At 58.3% G+C, this 16,706-nt stretch carries 13 protein-coding genes; 8 read left to right on the forward strand and 5 right to left on the reverse strand.

Features of this window, described 5'->3' with window-relative positions:
- Positions 1-388 precede the first annotated feature (388 nt).
- The 4 genes from dnaA to gyrB are packed head-to-tail and all read left to right on the forward strand — an operon-like array spanning position 389 to position 6,582.
- On the forward strand, positions 389-1,894 hold the full coding sequence (gene dnaA / locus CIB54_RS04660; RefSeq protein ID WP_065953339.1) for a chromosomal replication initiator protein DnaA: 1,506 nt from the start codon (positions 389-391) through the stop codon (positions 1,892-1,894).
- A 38-nt stretch (positions 1,895-1,932) separates the two neighbouring features.
- A complete protein-coding gene (gene dnaN, locus CIB54_RS04665; protein WP_065886702.1) occupies positions 1,933-3,036 on the forward strand; it encodes a DNA polymerase III subunit beta in 1,104 nt (367 codons plus the stop codon).
- Between the two features lie 20 nt (positions 3,037-3,056).
- Complete coding sequence (gene recF / locus CIB54_RS04670) at positions 3,057-4,160, forward strand: DNA replication/repair protein RecF (protein WP_057725758.1); 1,104 nt, start codon at positions 3,057-3,059, stop codon at positions 4,158-4,160.
- A gap of 4 nt (positions 4,161-4,164) precedes the next feature.
- The gene (gene gyrB, locus CIB54_RS04675) at positions 4,165-6,582 is read left to right on the forward strand and encodes a DNA topoisomerase (ATP-hydrolyzing) subunit B (RefSeq protein WP_065886704.1); all 2,418 of its coding nucleotides are present in this window, start codon (positions 4,165-4,167) and stop codon (positions 6,580-6,582) included.
- A 103-nt stretch (positions 6,583-6,685) separates the two neighbouring features.
- Here gyrB and CIB54_RS04680 read toward each other — a convergent pair whose 3' ends face one another.
- On the reverse strand, positions 6,686-7,408 hold the full coding sequence (locus tag CIB54_RS04680; protein WP_065953340.1) for a response regulator transcription factor: 723 nt from the start codon (positions 7,406-7,408) through the stop codon (positions 6,686-6,688).
- Positions 7,409-7,777: 369 nt separating this feature from the next.
- Here CIB54_RS04680 and CIB54_RS04685 point away from each other — a divergent pair, with 369 nt between their 5' ends.
- Both CIB54_RS04685 and CIB54_RS04690 read left to right on the forward strand, forming a co-directional pair.
- The gene (locus CIB54_RS04685; protein ID WP_101218807.1) at positions 7,778-10,066 is read left to right on the forward strand and encodes a CHASE2 domain-containing protein; all 2,289 of its coding nucleotides are present in this window, start codon (positions 7,778-7,780) and stop codon (positions 10,064-10,066) included.
- Between the two features lie 47 nt (positions 10,067-10,113).
- Positions 10,114-10,380, forward strand: coding sequence for a hypothetical protein (locus CIB54_RS04690; RefSeq protein ID WP_065953342.1), 267 nt, complete (start codon positions 10,114-10,116; stop codon positions 10,378-10,380).
- 247 nt (positions 10,381-10,627) lie between these two features.
- Here CIB54_RS04690 and CIB54_RS04695 read toward each other — a convergent pair whose 3' ends face one another.
- The 4 genes from CIB54_RS04695 to glyQ all read right to left on the reverse strand — a co-directional run bounded on the left by CIB54_RS04695 (position 10,628) and on the right by glyQ (position 15,024).
- On the reverse strand, positions 10,628-11,398 hold the full coding sequence (locus tag CIB54_RS04695) for a lysophospholipid acyltransferase family protein (protein ID WP_065953343.1): 771 nt from the start codon (positions 11,396-11,398) through the stop codon (positions 10,628-10,630).
- 82 nt (positions 11,399-11,480) lie between these two features.
- Positions 11,481-12,020 (reverse strand): D-glycero-beta-D-manno-heptose 1,7-bisphosphate 7-phosphatase, encoded by a 540-nt coding sequence (gmhB, locus tag CIB54_RS04700; protein WP_170827553.1) that lies wholly within the window; start codon positions 12,018-12,020, stop codon positions 11,481-11,483.
- Positions 12,020-14,074, reverse strand: a complete 2,055-nt coding sequence (gene glyS / locus CIB54_RS04705) for a glycine--tRNA ligase subunit beta (protein ID WP_101218809.1) — start codon at positions 14,072-14,074, stop codon at positions 12,020-12,022. The genes gmhB and glyS overlap by 1 nt, the downstream gene beginning before the upstream one ends.
- On the reverse strand, positions 14,071-15,024 hold the full coding sequence (glyQ, locus tag CIB54_RS04710; protein ID WP_065953345.1) for a glycine--tRNA ligase subunit alpha: 954 nt from the start codon (positions 15,022-15,024) through the stop codon (positions 14,071-14,073). Before glyQ ends, glyS begins: the two co-directional genes overlap by 4 nt.
- Positions 15,025-15,105: 81 nt before the next feature.
- Here glyQ and CIB54_RS04715 point away from each other — a divergent pair, with 81 nt between their 5' ends.
- Positions 15,106-15,663 carry a DNA-3-methyladenine glycosylase I gene (locus tag CIB54_RS04715; protein WP_065953346.1) on the forward strand — a complete coding sequence of 186 codons (558 nt, stop codon included), beginning with the start codon at positions 15,106-15,108 and terminating at the stop codon, positions 15,661-15,663.
- A 40-nt stretch (positions 15,664-15,703) separates the two neighbouring features.
- Positions 15,704-16,591: a lysophospholipid acyltransferase gene (locus tag CIB54_RS04720; RefSeq protein ID WP_065953347.1), complete on the forward strand. Its 888-nt coding sequence runs from the start codon at positions 15,704-15,706 to the stop codon at positions 16,589-16,591.
- The last annotated feature ends 115 nt before the right edge of the window (positions 16,592-16,706 follow it).

Below are 16,706 nucleotides of genomic sequence, written 5' to 3' on the forward strand. Positions count from 1 at the left end.
TATTTAAAGCTTTTCTGTAAAGCTTATAAAAGCTAGAGAGGCGTTCTTCTGTGGATAACTAACTTGAGGCCATATTCAACGTGGTGTACAGAGAATGACAACACAGGGGAGAAACGGTGCTCTGCCTGTGCTGCACTGTCGGATAAGCTGTGGGTGGAATGGGTTGTTATCCACAGGCCAGTTACCCACAGACTTTTGCCCCTACTTGTGCAACGGGCTCAGGTACGGTTATCCACAGAGCTTATTCACAGACCGCCGGTCGCCTTTATTCCCGTTAAGGCGTTGATTTTGGGTGCCCTGTGAGCAACCTTCATGTGGATAAGTGGACGGCTGGCCGCTACAATGGCGGCTGTTTTTGCCTCACCGGCTTTCAACTTAGGGGATATCCGTGTCAGTGGAACTTTGGCAGCAGTGCGTGGAGCTTTTGCGCGATGAGCTGCCTGCCCAGCAATTCAACACCTGGATCCGTCCGCTACAGGTCGAAGCCGAAGGCGACGAGTTGCGTGTCTACGCGCCCAATCGTTTTGTTCTCGACTGGGTCAACGAGAAGTACCTGAGCCGCGTTCTCGAATTGCTCGACGAACATGGCAACGGCATCGCGCCCGTGCTTTCCTTATTAATAGGCAGCAAACGCAGCTCCGCACCTCGTGCTGCCCCGAATGCGCCATTGGCTGCTGCTGCATCGCAGTCCCAGGCGGCACCGGTAGCTGCAGCGCCTGCACCGGCGCCCGCCAAATCATCTACGCCTAAACATGCACCAGAGAACGAAGAGCCGTCCCGTGACAGCTTCGATCCCATGGCTGGAGCCAGCTCTCAACAAGCTCCCGTTCGTGCCGAACAGCGCACAGTGCAGGTCGAGGGCGCGCTCAAGCACACCAGCTACCTGAACCGCACCTTTACCTTCGAGAATTTTGTCGAGGGCAAGTCCAACCAGTTGGCCCGTGCGGCCGCCTGGCAAGTGGCCGACAACCCGAAGCACGGTTACAACCCGCTCTTCCTTTATGGCGGTGTCGGCTTGGGTAAAACCCACTTGATGCACGCTGTGGGTAACCACCTGTTAAAGAAGAACCCGAATGCCAAGGTGGTCTACCTGCACTCGGAGCGCTTCGTGGCTGACATGGTCAAGGCTCTGCAACTCAACGCCATCAACGAGTTCAAGCGTTTTTATCGCTCCGTTGATGCATTGCTGATCGACGACATTCAATTCTTCGCGCGCAAGGAACGTTCCCAGGAAGAGTTCTTCCACACGTTCAACGCCCTGCTCGAAGGTGGACAGCAGGTCATCCTCACCAGTGACCGTTATCCAAAAGAAATCGAAGGCCTTGAAGAGCGCTTGAAGTCGCGCTTCGGCTGGGGGCTGACCGTCGCTGTAGAGCCACCCGAGCTGGAAACCCGTGTTGCAATCCTGATGAAAAAGGCCGACCAGGCCAAAGTCGATCTGCCCCACGACGCTGCGTTCTTTATCGCCCAGCGTATCCGTTCCAACGTGCGTGAACTTGAAGGTGCGCTCAAGCGGGTCATTGCGCACTCTCACTTCATGGGGCGCGACATCACCATCGAGCTGATTCGCGAATCCTTGAAAGACTTGCTGGCGCTGCAGGACAAACTGGTGAGTGTGGATAACATCCAGCGCACCGTTGCCGAGTACTACAAGATCAAGATTTCCGACCTGCTGTCCAAGCGCCGTTCGCGCTCGGTAGCACGCCCGCGCCAGGTGGCCATGGCCCTCTCCAAAGAGTTGACCAACCACAGCCTGCCGGAAATCGGTGATGTGTTTGGTGGTCGCGACCACACCACGGTTTTGCACGCGTGTCGCAAGATCAACGAACTTAAGGAATCCGACGCGGATATTCGCGAGGACTACAAGAACCTGCTGCGTACACTGACTACCTGATGACACCAGCGCAGCTTATTAAGGCAAGGGACTAGACCATGCATTTCACCATTCAACGCGAAGCCCTGTTGAAACCCCTGCAACTGGTCGCAGGCGTCGTCGAGCGCCGACAGACCTTGCCGGTGCTTTCCAACGTATTACTGGTGGTCGAAGGCCAACAGTTGTCCCTGACCGGTACCGACCTGGAAGTCGAACTGGTTGGCCGCGTGCAGCTCGAAGAGCCCGCCGAACCTGGCGAGATCACCGTGCCGGCACGCAAGCTGATGGATATCTGCAAGAGCCTGCCGAACGACGCGCTGATCGACATCAAGGTTGATGAATCGAAACTGGTTGTCAAAGCCGGGCGCAGCCGTTTCACCCTCTCCACGTTACCGGCCAACGATTTCCCGACTGTGGAAGAAGGTCCAGGTTCGCTGACCTGCAGCCTGGAGCAGAGCAAGCTGCGTCGGTTGATCGAGCGCACCAGTTTCGCCATGGCCCAGCAGGACGTGCGCTATTACCTTAATGGCATGCTGCTGGAAGTGTCCGAAGGGATCATTCGTGCGGTCGCCACTGACGGTCACCGCTTGGCGATGTGTTCGATGCGCGCCGATATCGGCCAGCCGGATCGTCACCAGGTCATCGTGCCGCGTAAAGGTATCCTCGAGTTGGCGCGTTTGCTGACTGAGCCGGATGGCAACGTCAGCATCGTTCTGGGTCAGCACCACATCCGCGCGACGACCGGCGAATTCACCTTTACCTCCAAGTTGGTCGACGGCAAGTTCCCCGACTACGAGCGGGTGCTGCCTAAAGGCGGTGACAAGCTGGTACTCGGCGATCGCCAGGCCCTGCGTGAAGCGTTCAGCCGTACCGCCATTCTCTCCAACGAGAAGTATCGGGGCATTCGTCTGCAACTGGCTAATGGTCAGCTGAAGATCCAGGCGAACAACCCGGAACAGGAAGAGGCGGAAGAAGAAGTGGGCGTCGACTACAACGGCGGCAACCTGGAGATCGGCTTTAACGTGAGCTATCTGCTGGACGTGCTGGGGGTGATGACCACCGAACAGGTTCGCCTGATTCTGTCGGACTCCAACAGCAGCGCGCTGGTACAAGAATCCGATAACGACGACTCGGCTTATGTTGTTATGCCGATGCGTCTGTAATCATGCTCAGCAGAAGATAGATGTCCCTCAGTCGCGTCTCTGTCACCGCGGTGCGCAATCTGCACCCGGTGACCTTCTCCCCTTCCCCTCGCATCAACATTCTTCATGGCGCCAATGGCAGTGGCAAAACCAGCGTGCTGGAAGCTATCCACTTGCTGGGGCTCGCCCGTTCCTTCCGCAGTGCCCGCCTGTTACCGGTGATTCAGTACGAGCAACTGGCGTGCACGGTATTTGGCCAAGTTGAATTGGCCGAAGGTGGACACAGCGCCCTTGGGATATCCCGTGATCGCAGCGGGGAGTTTCAGATTCGCATCGATGGGCAAAATGCGCGCAGTGCTGCGCAGTTGGCGGAAATCCTGCCGTTGCAGTTGATCAACCCCGACAGCTTCCGCTTGTTGGAAGGTGCACCAAAAATCCGCAGGCAATTCCTCGATTGGGGCGTGTTCCACGTGGAACCAAGGTTCATGGCCACGTGGCAGCGCCTGCAGAAGGCCCTGCGGCAGCGGAACTCGTGGCTGCGGCATGGTACACTTGACGCCGCTTCACAAGCGGCCTGGGACCGGGAACTCTGCCTGGCCAGCGACGAAATAGATGAATACCGCCGTGCCTATATCAAAGCCTTGAAACCAGTCTTTGAGCAGACCTTGAGCGAGCTGTTGGACCTCGAGGGGCTGACGCTGAGTTATTACCGTGGTTGGGACAAGGAGCGCGAGCTGAGTGCAGTGCTTGCGACCTCCCTGCAGCGTGACCAGCAGATTGGCCACACCCAGGCCGGACCCCAACGCGCTGATTTGCGCCTTAGATTAGGCGCTCACAATGCTGCGGATATTCTGTCCCGCGGCCAGCAGAAGTTGGTGGTGTGTGCATTGCGTATCGCGCAGGGGCACCTGGTCAGCCAGGCCCGACGCGGTCAGTGTATTTATCTGGTGGATGACTTGCCGTCCGAACTCGACGAGCAGCACCGCCGCGCGTTATGCCGCTTATTGGAAGACTTACGCTGCCAAGTGTTTATCACCTGTGTAGACCACGAATTATTGAGGGAAGGCTGGCAGACGGAAACGCCAGTCGCTTTGTTCCACGTGGAACAAGGCCGTATCACCCAGACCCACGACCATCGGGAGTGAAGGCATGAGCGAAGAAAACACGTACGACTCGACCAGCATTAAAGTGCTGAAAGGTTTGGATGCCGTACGCAAACGTCCCGGTATGTACATTGGCGACACCGATGATGGTAGCGGTCTGCACCACATGGTGTTCGAGGTGGTCGATAACTCCATCGACGAAGCTCTGGCCGGTCACTGCGACGACATCAGCATCATCATCCACCCGGACGAATCCATTACCGTGCGCGACAACGGCCGCGGTATTCCGGTAGATGTGCATAAAGAAGAAGGCGTCTCGGCGGCTGAGGTCATCATGACCGTGCTCCACGCCGGCGGTAAGTTCGACGACAACTCTTACAAAGTATCCGGTGGCTTGCACGGTGTAGGTGTTTCGGTAGTGAACGCGCTGTCCGAAGAGCTGGTACTCACCGTACGCCGCAGCGGCAAGATCTGGGAACAGACTTACGTTCACGGTGTGCCACAGGAACCGATGAAAATCGTAGGTGACAGTGAAACCACAGGCACCCAGATCCACTTCAAGCCTTCGGCTGAAACCTTCAAGAACATCCACTTCAGCTGGGACATCCTGGCCAAGCGGATTCGCGAGCTGTCGTTCCTCAACTCCGGTGTCGGCATCATCCTCAAGGATGAGCGCAGCGCCAAGGAAGAGTTGTTCAAGTACGAAGGCGGCTTGCGTGCGTTCGTTGAATACTTGAACACCAACAAGACTGCGGTCAATCAGGTGTTCCACTTCAACATCCAGCGTGAAGACGGCATCGGCGTTGAAATCGCCCTGCAGTGGAACGACAGCTTCAACGAGAACCTGTTGTGCTTCACCAACAACATTCCGCAGCGCGATGGCGGTACTCACCTGGTGGGTTTCCGTTCCGCGCTCACGCGTAACCTCAATACCTACATCGAAGCGGAAGGCTTGGCGAAGAAGCACAAAGTCGCCACCACCGGTGATGATGCCCGTGAAGGCCTGACTGCGATCATCTCGGTAAAAGTGCCGGATCCGAAGTTCAGTTCCCAGACCAAAGACAAGCTGGTGTCTTCCGAAGTGAAGACCGCTGTGGAACAGGAGATGGGCAAGTACTTCTCCGACTTCCTGCTGGAGAACCCGAACGAAGCCAAGCTGGTTGTCGGCAAGATGATCGACGCCGCACGTGCCCGTGAAGCGGCACGTAAAGCGCGTGAAATGACCCGTCGCAAAGGCGCGCTGGACATCGCCGGTCTGCCGGGCAAGTTGGCTGACTGCCAGGAGAAGGACCCTGCCCTCTCCGAACTGTACCTGGTGGAAGGTGACTCTGCTGGCGGTTCCGCCAAGCAGGGTCGTAACCGTCGCACCCAGGCCATCCTGCCGTTGAAGGGCAAGATCCTCAACGTCGAGAAAGCGCGCTTCGACAAGATGATTTCCTCCCAGGAAGTCGGCACCTTGATTACGGCACTGGGCTGCGGCATTGGCCGTGACGAGTACAACATCGACAAGCTGCGCTACCACAACATCATCATCATGACCGATGCTGACGTCGACGGTTCGCACATCCGTACCCTGCTGCTGACCTTCTTCTTCCGTCAGTTGCCTGAACTGATCGAGCGCGGCTACATCTACATTGCCCAGCCGCCGTTGTACAAAGTGAAAAAGGGCAAGCAAGAGCAATACATCAAAGACGACGACGCCATGGAAGAGTACATGACGCAGTCGGCCCTGGAAGATGCCAGCCTGCACTTGAACGACGAAGCCCCAGGTATCTCCGGGGAGTCGCTGGAGCGCCTGGTTAATGACTTCCGCATGGTGATGAAGACGCTCAAGCGCTTGTCGCGCCTGTACCCTCAGGAGCTGACCGAGCACTTCATCTACCTGCCGGCCATCACCCTGGAACAGCTGGGCGATCATGCGCACATGCAGGATTGGCTGGCCCAGTACGAAGTGCGTCTGCGCACGGTAGAGAAGTCTGGCCTGGTGTATAAAGCCAGCCTGCGCGAAGACCGTGAACGTAACGTATGGCTGCCAGAGATCGAATTGATCTCCCACGGTTTGTCGAACTACGTAACCTTCAACCGCGACTTCTTCGGTAGCAATGACTATAAGACGGTCGTCACCCTCGGCGCGCAGTTGAGCACCCTGTTGGACGACGGCGCATACATTCAGCGTGGCGAACGCAAGAAGCAGGTCAAGGAGTTCAAGGAAGCCTTGGACTGGTTGATGGCTGAAAGCACCAAGCGTCACACCATCCAGCGATACAAAGGTCTGGGCGAAATGAACCCGGATCAGTTGTGGGAAACCACCATGGACCCGGCTCAGCGTCGTATGCTGCGCGTGACCATCGAAGACGCCATTGGCGCAGACCAGATCTTCAACACCCTGATGGGTGATGCGGTCGAGCCTCGTCGTGACTTCATCGAGAGCAATGCCCTGGCGGTTTCCAACCTGGATTTCTGATCCGGTAGCCGGCAAAAACAAAAAAGGCCAACGCTAAGCGTTGGCCTTTTTTGTGGGCGTTTGGTCAGCGCGGAAAAATGCTCCACGTGGAACATCGCACTTTTCAGTGTTCAGCCGCTGTTGCCACACTCTCCAATCGATACCCGTACCCATAAATAGTCAGCAGTTGCCAGCCGCGGTCGGCCGTCAATCCGAGTTTATTGCGCAGACGGTAGATATGCGTATCCAACGGCCGAGACGAAACCATTTCTTCGTGGGTCCAGAATCGCTCATACAAATACTCGCGAGAAAGCGGCCGCGCCAGGTTGGCAAACAGGCAACTGGCCAAGCGGTATTCCCGTTCGGTGAGGTTGATTGGTTTTCCGGCTCGCGTGACGGTCAGCTCGGCATCATCGAATGTCAGATCATTGAAGCTTTGCAGTTCATTACTGGCGGACTTATGCAGCCCATGCCGACGCAGGACGGCGGTCACGCGAGCCTTGAGTTCGTTAGGCCGAAAGGGTTTGCCGACGTAGTCATCCGCCCCGCTGTTGAGCGCTGTGACGATATCGCTCTCAGCATCGCGGCTGGTAAGCATGATGACGGCGGGCGGTGACTCCATGTGCTCGCGAGTCCAGCGCAACAACGCAATTCCGCTGATATCAGGCAGTTGCCAGTCAAGTATCAACAGGTCAAAGGTTTCACGGCGCAGTTGGCGCAGCAGGTCTTCACCGCGTTCAAAGCAATGCAGGGACCAGGGCTGTTCCAATGTGCTGGGAATCTGTCGCAGTGTCTGTTCTACCCGTCTCAATTCGGCGGGCTCGTCGTCCAGTATCGCGACACGCATGAGTGGGTCCTTCCTGCAAAAAATACGGCAGCTTAATCAGAGGCAACGTGTGCGGATACTCGCCTCTGAATCTGAATAATTATGGTCGGATAAACCGAATCTCGAATCTCTCGTTACGCTGGTATTGAAGCGCGGTAGCCCATCGAAAGTCTTCGGTACGCAAGGGGAAAGATACCGGCTCCTGGCTATGAGGAAAAGGATCGATGTACGGTATGGTGATTGCCTGATACTCCAAGAAGACCGGAATAAGCTTCACTGGTATCAGTACCTCTGATGCGTTTCAGCGTGACCACCTGGAGGGAGACCGGGGCTTATGACACTTTCATCTGACGGTTATCGATGCCTTGTCGGGTCTGCGGCGGTGACCCTGTGAAACTGTGGGGCAAGGCTGAAAAACGCCAGCCCACCCGGGCGCAGTTGCTGTTTCACGGGTTGGTACGAGAGTGGCTGTTGATCGGCTTGGTCTTATTGCCCTTCACGGCTTACTTATCCTTGAGTCCGGGCCTGGCCCTTAATAACCCGCTCTATGACAGCCTGCGCCAGTTGGCACCGCTGCCGGTAGACCCGCGCATTGTGTTGGTAACCATTGACGCGCCAAGTCTGGAAGAACTTGGCCCATGGCCCTGGCCGCGCAGTGTGCATGCGGAGCTGATAGAACGCCTCAGTGCCGCCAAGCCGGCAGGTATTCTATTCGATGTCATCTTCAGTGAACCCGGCGAAGGCACGGGTGACCGACGATTGGCCGACGCTGTATGCAAGGCAGGCAATGTATTGCTGCCCATCGTGACGGACAGCAGCGCACGGTCCAGGCAGACGGGAGAGTCCTTGTCGCCCTTGCTCAAGTGCGCCAGGGGCATCGGGCATATCAATGTCGAATCGGATCATGATGGTGTCGTGCGCAGCCTGTATCTACGTGAAGGCCCCCCGGGCAGCGCACTCCCGCAGTTGGCCTGGCTGGCGTTCACGTTGAACGGGCAAACATCAGGGATGCCGGGCATGCCTCAAGAGCCGGGTAGTCAGCAGTGGCATCAGGAACATCAGATCCGCGTCCCTTTCACCTCTACACACGACCCTTTCCCAAGTGTTTCTTACGCCAGCGTGCTACGTGGCGAGGTGTCTCCAGAGTGGCTGCGCGGTCGACTGATTCTGGTCGGTGCCACGGCCTATGGGATGGGCGAGAGTTTCGTTACGCCGCTCTCCTCTATCGGCTCGACAGCGGGTGTGGAGATTCAGGCCAATGTGCTCAATGGCTTACTGCAAGGGCGCAGTATTGTCGATCTGCCAGGTTGGCTTGCGGCGCTGATGGCGACGTCCCTGGTGGCACTGCTGCTGGGCCTGCTGTTGTATCGCCCACGATATGCGCTGTGGATGACCCTGAGCGGCATGGTCGCGTCGATACTGGGTGCGTGGGCGCTGCTGAGCCTAGGCCACTGGTGGTCGCCTGCGGCTTGTCTGATTGGTTTGCTGCTCAGCTACCTGATCTGGAACTGGCGACGCCTGAGTGTGATCCTCGCCTACTTCGGCTGGGAGCTTGCACGCCTGGATAACGAACCCAAAGTCTTGCCAGAGCGGCGCCGTGCGCCGGCCAGCAAGGGCGATGTGCTGCAAGGGCGGATCTTCGCCCTCGAGCAGGCGGTCAGTCGTACGCGCGATACTCGGCGTTTCATGGCGGATGGCCTGGAATGCCTGCCGGTCGCGACCCTGATCACCGATCCCCGGGGCAGCGTCCTGTTGGCCAATCGCGTTGCTCGTGAGGTATTCGGCAACGACCTGGTTCAAGAAAACCTCCTCGAACAGCTCGCCGACCTGGGTTATCCGCCGCTGCATAACGGCGTGCGCCCTGCCCTGTCCGAATTGGCGTTGGTCGAGTTCCGTGATATCCACCAACGCAGCTTGCGCATGGAGCTTGCACCCCTGCTGCCGGCCGAAGGTGACATCGCCCTGGGTTGGCTGCTGAGCCTCACGGATCTAAGCAAGGAACGCGAAGCCCAACAGCATCGCGAAACCATGCTGCGCTTCCTGTCCCATGACCTGCGTGCGCCACATTCGGCAATCCTCGCCCTATTGGATCTGCATGAAAGTGAATCGCCCGTGTTTGGCCAGATCGAACAACAGGTGCGCCGAGCGCTGAGCCTTACCGAGTCCTTTGTGCAACTGGCGAAAGCGGAGGCTGACGGTTACCACTTCCAGCCCACCCTGTTTGCCATGCTGGTGATGGATGCTTTCGATCAAGTGGCAGTTATCGCGCAACTCAAAGGCATTCGTTTGGTTCACGATCTGGATGAAGCGGACGAAGGCATGGTGTCGGCAGACCAGTCGCTGCTCACTCGCGCGCTGTTCAACGTCCTGGAGAATGCCATCAAGTATTCATCCTCGGGGACTACCGTCAGATTGAGGCACAGCACGGTAGAGGGTTGGTTGGAATGTCGTATCAGTGACCAGGGGCCGGGAATTGCTGCGGCGGACCTGCCGGAACTGTTCAGCCAGTATCGGCGTTTTGATTCTGCGCAGGGCAGCGAGGGTTTGGGATTGGGACTGACGATGGTCAAAGCCGTCATAGAGCGTCACAAGGGCTACATTGGGTGCGAGAGTGTTGTAGGAAAAGGTACTACCTTCACCTTGAAACTGCCGTTGTTGGAAGAACCCTTCGGGAACTGAAGTGCAGATTTCTCCACTTATGAAGTCTGCCAACCTGGAGTTTTTCCATGAAAGAAATAAACACGCAATTTAACTTCCCAACGCTTGGCCCTTCAATCAACAGCGATCCTCAAGCGGCATCGAAAACAACGATAAAAAACGTAGACGAAGCTCGCGGATACGTAGCAGCGTTAGGACTTCGCTACCAGGATCAGTTCTCCGCTGCATCAACTGGCCTTGCGGAAAAAATGAGCAATGGGCAACTTGATGAAGACAGCTATCTGCTGCTGACGAGCGCTATGGTTGACGCCAGCCGGGTGGCGCTGGCGAGGTAGACGGCAGTCAGTACGCGCCGACGCCGCACGCCAAAAAAAAATGCCCCACATCAGTGATGCGGGGCATTTTTTTATAGGTGTAGCGCCATTCTGAGAAAGGTGCCTGTAACGGGCAACGCTGCGACAGAAAAACTTATGCACTTTTTACGTGATTTTATGAGCTTGGGAAATATGCAATGAAATCAGCTTGTTGTGACGATAAAAGCGCCATTCGAGAGAAAATCATACACAGGTTATCCACAGATCATCAGATCACGGGTGTATCAATCACCACCGGCTCCGGCGGCAATGAACCCATCGCCCGTTGCTGCGCTTCATTCCATGCTGCGGCGCGGTCGTTCAAGGCGGCAATAGCGCGTGGGCCTTCGCCCTCTGCATACATGGGCTCGCCGATCACCACGGTAATGGTGCCTGCGCGTTTGGCCCAACCGGTCTTTGGCCAGAACTTCCCAGCGTTATGTGCAATCGGCAACACCGGCAGGTTGGCGTTGACCGCCAATGCAGTGCCGCCTCGCGAGAACTTGCCTACGGTGCCATAAGGCACACGCGTACCTTCGGGAAAGATCAGCACCCAAACACCATCCTTGAGCAGCTCGTCGCCTTTCTTGGCAACATGCTTGAGCGCGGCCTTGGGATTGTCACGGTCGATCGCAATCGGACGCAGCATCGCCATGGCCCAACCAAAGAACGGCACGTACAGCAGTTCACGCTTGAGCACCTGGCTCAGGGGCGAGAAGTACGCCGAGAGGAAGAACGTTTCCCAGGTGCTCTGGTGGTTCGACAGAATCACGCAGGGCTGCTCCGGGACGTTTTCCGCGCCCTTGATCTCGAAGCGAATGCCAAGGAAGACCTTGGACAGCCACAGCGCACAGCGGCACCAATACACATTGATAAAGCGATAGCGCGCCTTGAACGGCAGGAAAGGTGCAATAAAAAAGCTCAGGGTGCACCAGAGAAACGAACTGGTGCCCAGTAGCAGGTAAAAGAAAAAGGTTCTGATGGCCTGCAAGATCGACATGGCGGCATTTACCGTTGCGGGACACGGCCCGCCTGTTAAAAGCGCACTCCCGAACAATCCCTGGTCAGGAAGTCGAGGGCGGCTAGTTGTTGATAAGTTCTGCGGCAACCGCCGCCAGATCGTCAAAAATCAAAGTGCCTACCGGCAGGTTTTTCGCCTGGGTCTTTTCGCCTTTCCCGGTTTTTACCAAAACTGGCTGAGAGTCGACGGCTTTGGCCGCCTCCAGGTCACCGAGACTGTCCCCGACGAACCATATCCCAGCCAAGGGCACCTTGTAATGTTCTGCAATAGTTTTCAGCATGCCAGGTTTGGGTTTGCGGCAAGCGCAGCCCTCATCCGGGCCGTGGGGGCAGTAAACCACCAGCCCCACCTCACCGCCCTGCTCGGCCACCAGCCTGCGCAAGCGCGCGTGCATGGCGTCCAGGGTGGCAATGTCGTAATAACCGCGGGCGATGCCGGACTGGTTAGTGGCAATGGCCACTGTCCAGCCGGCTTTGCTCAACTGCGCGATGGCCTCGATCGAACCGGGCAGTGGAATCCATTCCGCCACCGACTTGATGTAAGCGTCGGAGTCGTAATTGATCACCCCGTCCCGATCGAGAATCAGCAGTTTCAACATGATCAGCCCAGTACGGAAATGTCAGCGATATTGATGAACAGGCCACGCAGACGCGCGAGCATGGCGTAGCGGTTTTTCCGCACGCCGGCATCGTCGGCATTGATCATCACCGCTTCAAAGAACGCATCCACCGGCTCACGCAACGACGCCAGGCGCGCCAGCGCTTCAGCGTAGTTACGCTCGGCGATCAGCGGCTTCACGGCGTTCTCGGCCTTGACGATGGCCGAGTTCAGCGAGAACTCCTTGGCATCGGCAAACAGGCTTGGGTCCACTTCGGCAGTGCCCAGGTTGTCGGCCTTGCTCAGCAGGTTCGATACGCGTTTGTTCACGGCGGCCAGGGCATCGGCTTCCGGCAACTTGCGGAACGCCTGTACGGCCTGTACGCGTTGATCGAAGTCCAGCGCCGAACCCGGCTGCAGGGCACGCACCGACAGGTAGACAGAAACGTCCACGCCTTCATCTTCGTAACGCGCACGCAGGCGGTCGAACACGAACTCCAGCACTTGCTCGGCCAGGCCCGTTTGCTTGACCTTGGCACCGAACTGGCCGACGGCAAACACCACGGCCTGGGTCAGGTCGAGGTCCAGCTTCTTGTCGATCAGAATACGCAGCACGCCCAGGGCCGCACGGCGCAGCGCATACGGGTCTTTGCTGCCGGTGGGCAACATGCCGATACCGAAGATACCCACCAGCGTGTCCAGCTTGTCGGCGATGGCAACGGCCGCACCGGTCAGGGTGCTCGGCAGCTCGGCACCGGCGCCACGTGGCATGTACTGCTCGTTCAGTGCCAGGGCCACATCGTCCGGTTCGCCGTCGTTGAGGGCGTAGTAGTAACCGGCCACGCCTTGCATCTCAGGGAATTCACCGACCATCTCGGTGGCCAGGTCGCACTTGGACAGCAGGCCTGCGCGGGCGGCCCAGGCGGCATCGCCACCAATGCGCGGCGCGATGTAGGCCGCCAGCTTGGAAACGCGTACGGCTTTGTCGTAGACGCTGCCGAGTTTTTCCTGGAACACCACGTTTTGCAGACGCAGGTTGAAGTCTTCGAGCTTCTGCTTCTTGTCCTGCTTGAAGAAGAACTCGGCGTCGGTCAGGCGTGGGCGCACGACTTTCTCGTTACCGGCGATGATCTGTTGCGGGTCCGTGCTTTCGATGTTGGCCACGGTGATGAAACGCGGCAACAACTTACCGTCCACGTCCAGCAGGCAGAAGTACTTCTGGTTGTCCTGCATGGTGGTGATCAGCGCTTCTTGCGGTACGTCGAGGAAGCGCTCTTCGAACGAGCACACCAGCGGCACCGGCCATTCAACCAGGGCGGTCACTTCGTCGAGCAGGCTTGGCGGCACGATGGCGGTGCCTTCCTGCAGGCGGGCCAGCTCTTCGGTGCGCTTGCTGATCAACTCGCGACGCTCATTGGCATCGGCCAGCACGTAGGCGGCGCGCAGGTCATTGAGGTAGTTGGCCGGCGAGGTGATGCGCACGCTCTCCGGGTGGTGGAAGCGGTGGCCACGGGAATCACGGCCTGCCCTCTGGGCGAGGATGGTGCAATCGATGACCTGGTCACCGAGCAGCATCACCAGCCATTGGGTTGGGCGTACGAATTCTTCCTTGCGCGCACCCCAGCGCATGCGCTTGGGGATCGGCAGGTCGTTCAGGGAGTCTTCCACGATGGTCGGCAACAGGCTGGCCGTCGGCTTGCCGGTGATGACCTGGCTGAAGCGCAGTTTCGGCCCGCTCTGGTCAATCTCGCTCAGCTCGACGCCGCACTTCTTGGCGAAGCCCAGTGCCGCCTGAGTCGGGTTGCCTTCGGCGTCGAATGCGGCCTGACGCGGCGGACCGTCGAGGTTGATGTTGCGGTCCGGCTGCTGGGTTTCCAGCGCGGTCAGCAACACCGCCAGGCGACGTGGCGCGGCGTAGACTTTCTTCGCGGCGAACTTCAGCCCGGCGCCGTGCAGGCCTTTTTCGATACCGGCCAGGAATGCATCGGCCAGGGTGTTGAGTGCCTTGGGTGGCAGCTCTTCGGTGCCCAGTTCAACCAGGAAATCTTGAGCACTCATTGTGCAGCCTCCAGCTTAGCCAACACTTCATCACGCAAATCGGGGGGTGCCATCGGGAAGCCCAGCTTGGCGCGCGCCAGCAGGTAGGCTTGGGCGACGGAACGCGCCAGGGTACGTACACGCAGGATGTATTGCTGGCGCGCGGTCACCGAGATGGCACGGCGCGCGTCCAGCAGGTTGAAGGTATGGGAGGCCTTCAACACCATTTCATAGCTCGGCAACGGCAGCGGCTGGTCGAGTTCGATCAGGCGCTTGGCTTCGCTTTCATAGAAATCGAACAGTTCGAACAGCTTGTCGACGTTGGCGTGTTCGAAGTTGTAGGTGGACTGCTCCACTTCGTTCTGGTGGAACACGTCGCCGTAGGTGACTTTGCCGAACGGGCCGTCAGCCCACACCAGGTCATAGACCGAGTCCACGCCCTGCAGGTACATGGCCAGGCGCTCGAGACCGTAGGTGATTTCGCCGGTCACCGGGTAGCACTCGATGCCGCCCGCTTGCTGGAAGTAGGTGAACTGGGTCACTTCCATGCCATTGAGCCAGACTTCCCAGCCCAGGCCCCAGGCGCCCAGGGTCGGCGATTCCCAGTTGTCCTCGACGAAACGGATGTCGTGGACCAGTGGGTCCAGGCCGACATGTTTCAGCGAGCCCAGGTACAGTTCCTGGAAGTTGTCCGGATTGGGCTTCAACACCACCTGGAACTGGTAGTAGTGCTGCAGACGGTTCGGGTTTTCGCCGTAGCGGCCGTCAGTCGGGCGACGACTGGGCTGCACATAAGCGGCGTTCCAGGTTTCCGGGCCGATGGCCCGCAGGAAGGTAGCGGTGTGGAAAGTGCCGGCGCCTACTTCCATATCGTAGGGCTGAAGTACCACACAACCTTGCTCGGCCCAGTATTGCTGGAGGGCGAGGATCAAGTCTTGGAAGGTACGCACGGCTGGCGTAGGCTGGCTCACGAAATTCACCTGTTACTTGGGCTGCGATTTAAAGAGCGGGAGTATACCCGATTCGGCCCCGCCACCACTCCCTGGAGCCTTATGCCACGCTGCTTTTGGTGTTCTGAAGATCCGCTGTACATGGCTTATCACGATCAAGAGTGGGGAACGCCGCTGCGCGATGCGCAGGGACTGTTCGAGTTGCTTTTGCTCGAAGGGTTCCAGGCGGGCTTGTCCTGGATCACCGTTTTACGCAAACGCGAGCATTACCGGAAGGTGCTGTTCGGCTTCGATGCGCAGCGTCTGGCCAGGCTGACCGACGCTGAAATCGAAGCGCTGATGCAGGACCCGGGCATCGTGCGCAATCGCCTGAAGCTCAACGCCACACGCCGCAACGCCGCGGCCTGGCTGGCGCTGGAAGACCCGGTGGGGTTGCTCTGGTCGTTTGTCGGCGGCAAGCCCAAGGTCAATCACTTCAAGGATCGCAGCGACGTCCCGGCGATTACGCCCGAAGCCGAAGCCATGAGCAAAGCCTTGAAAAAGGCCGGCTTTACGTTTGTCGGGCCGACCATCTGCTACGCGTTCATGCAGGCCTCGGGCATGGTCATGGACCACACCCAGGACTGCGACCGTTACGCGGACCTGGTCAACGCCGGTTAGAATGCGCGCTTTGCGTACCACACACGATCAGGAGTGACCTGTGGAAAAGTTTAAAGGCGCCTTGCTGGTAGGCGCTCTTCGGTTGTTTGCCCTGCTGCCCTGGCGCGCCGTTCAGGCCGTCGGCACGGGCATCGGCTGGATCATGTGGAAAACCCCCAACCGCTCCCGCGACACGGTGCGGATCAACCTGTCCAAATGCTTCCCGGACATGGACCCGGTCGAACGCGAGCGCCTGGTGGGCCGCAGCCTGATGGACATCGGCAAGTCCCTGACCGAAAGCGCTTGCGCCTGGATCTGGCCGGCCCAGCGTTCCATCGACCTGGTGCGCGAAGTCGAAGGCCTGGAAGTGCTCCACGAGGCCCTGGCCTCGGGTAAAGGGGTGGTGGGTATCACCAGCCACCTGGGCAACTGGGAAGTGCTGAATCATTTTTATTGCAGCCAGTGCAAACCGATCATTTTCTATCGCCCACCCAAGCTCAAGGCCGTTGACGAATTGTTGCGCAAGCAACGCGTGCAACTGGGCAACCGCGTGGCCGCCTCCACCAAGGAAGGCATCCTCAGTGTGATCAAGGAAGTGCGTAAAGGCGGCCAGGTAGGTATCCCTGCCGACCCCGAGCCGGCTGAATCCGCCGGCATCTTCGTACCGTTCTTCGCGACCCAGGCGCTGACCAGCAAGTTTGTGCCGAACATGCTTGCGGGTCACAAGGCGGTGGGCGTGTTCCTGCATGCCCTGCGCTTGCCGGACGGCTCGGGTTACAAGGTGATCCTGGAAGCGGCCCCGGAAGACATGTACAGCACTGATACCGCCACGTCCTGCGCGGCGATGAGCAAGGTGGTTGAGCGTTATGTCGGCGCCTACCCGAGCCAGTACATGTGGAGCATGAAACGCTTCAAGAAACGCCCGCCGGGTGAGGCGCGGTGGTACTGATTGACACCTGACTCAAGATCACCACAAAAAACAATGTGGGAGGGGGCTTGCCCCCGATAGCCGTGGTTCAGTCAACTATGTATTGGCTGACACACTGCTATCGGGGGCAAGCCCC

It is taken from the genome of Pseudomonas fluorescens, from assembly GCF_002837185.1.
Lineage (GTDB): Bacteria > Pseudomonadota > Gammaproteobacteria > Pseudomonadales > Pseudomonadaceae > Aquipseudomonas > Aquipseudomonas fluorescens_AM.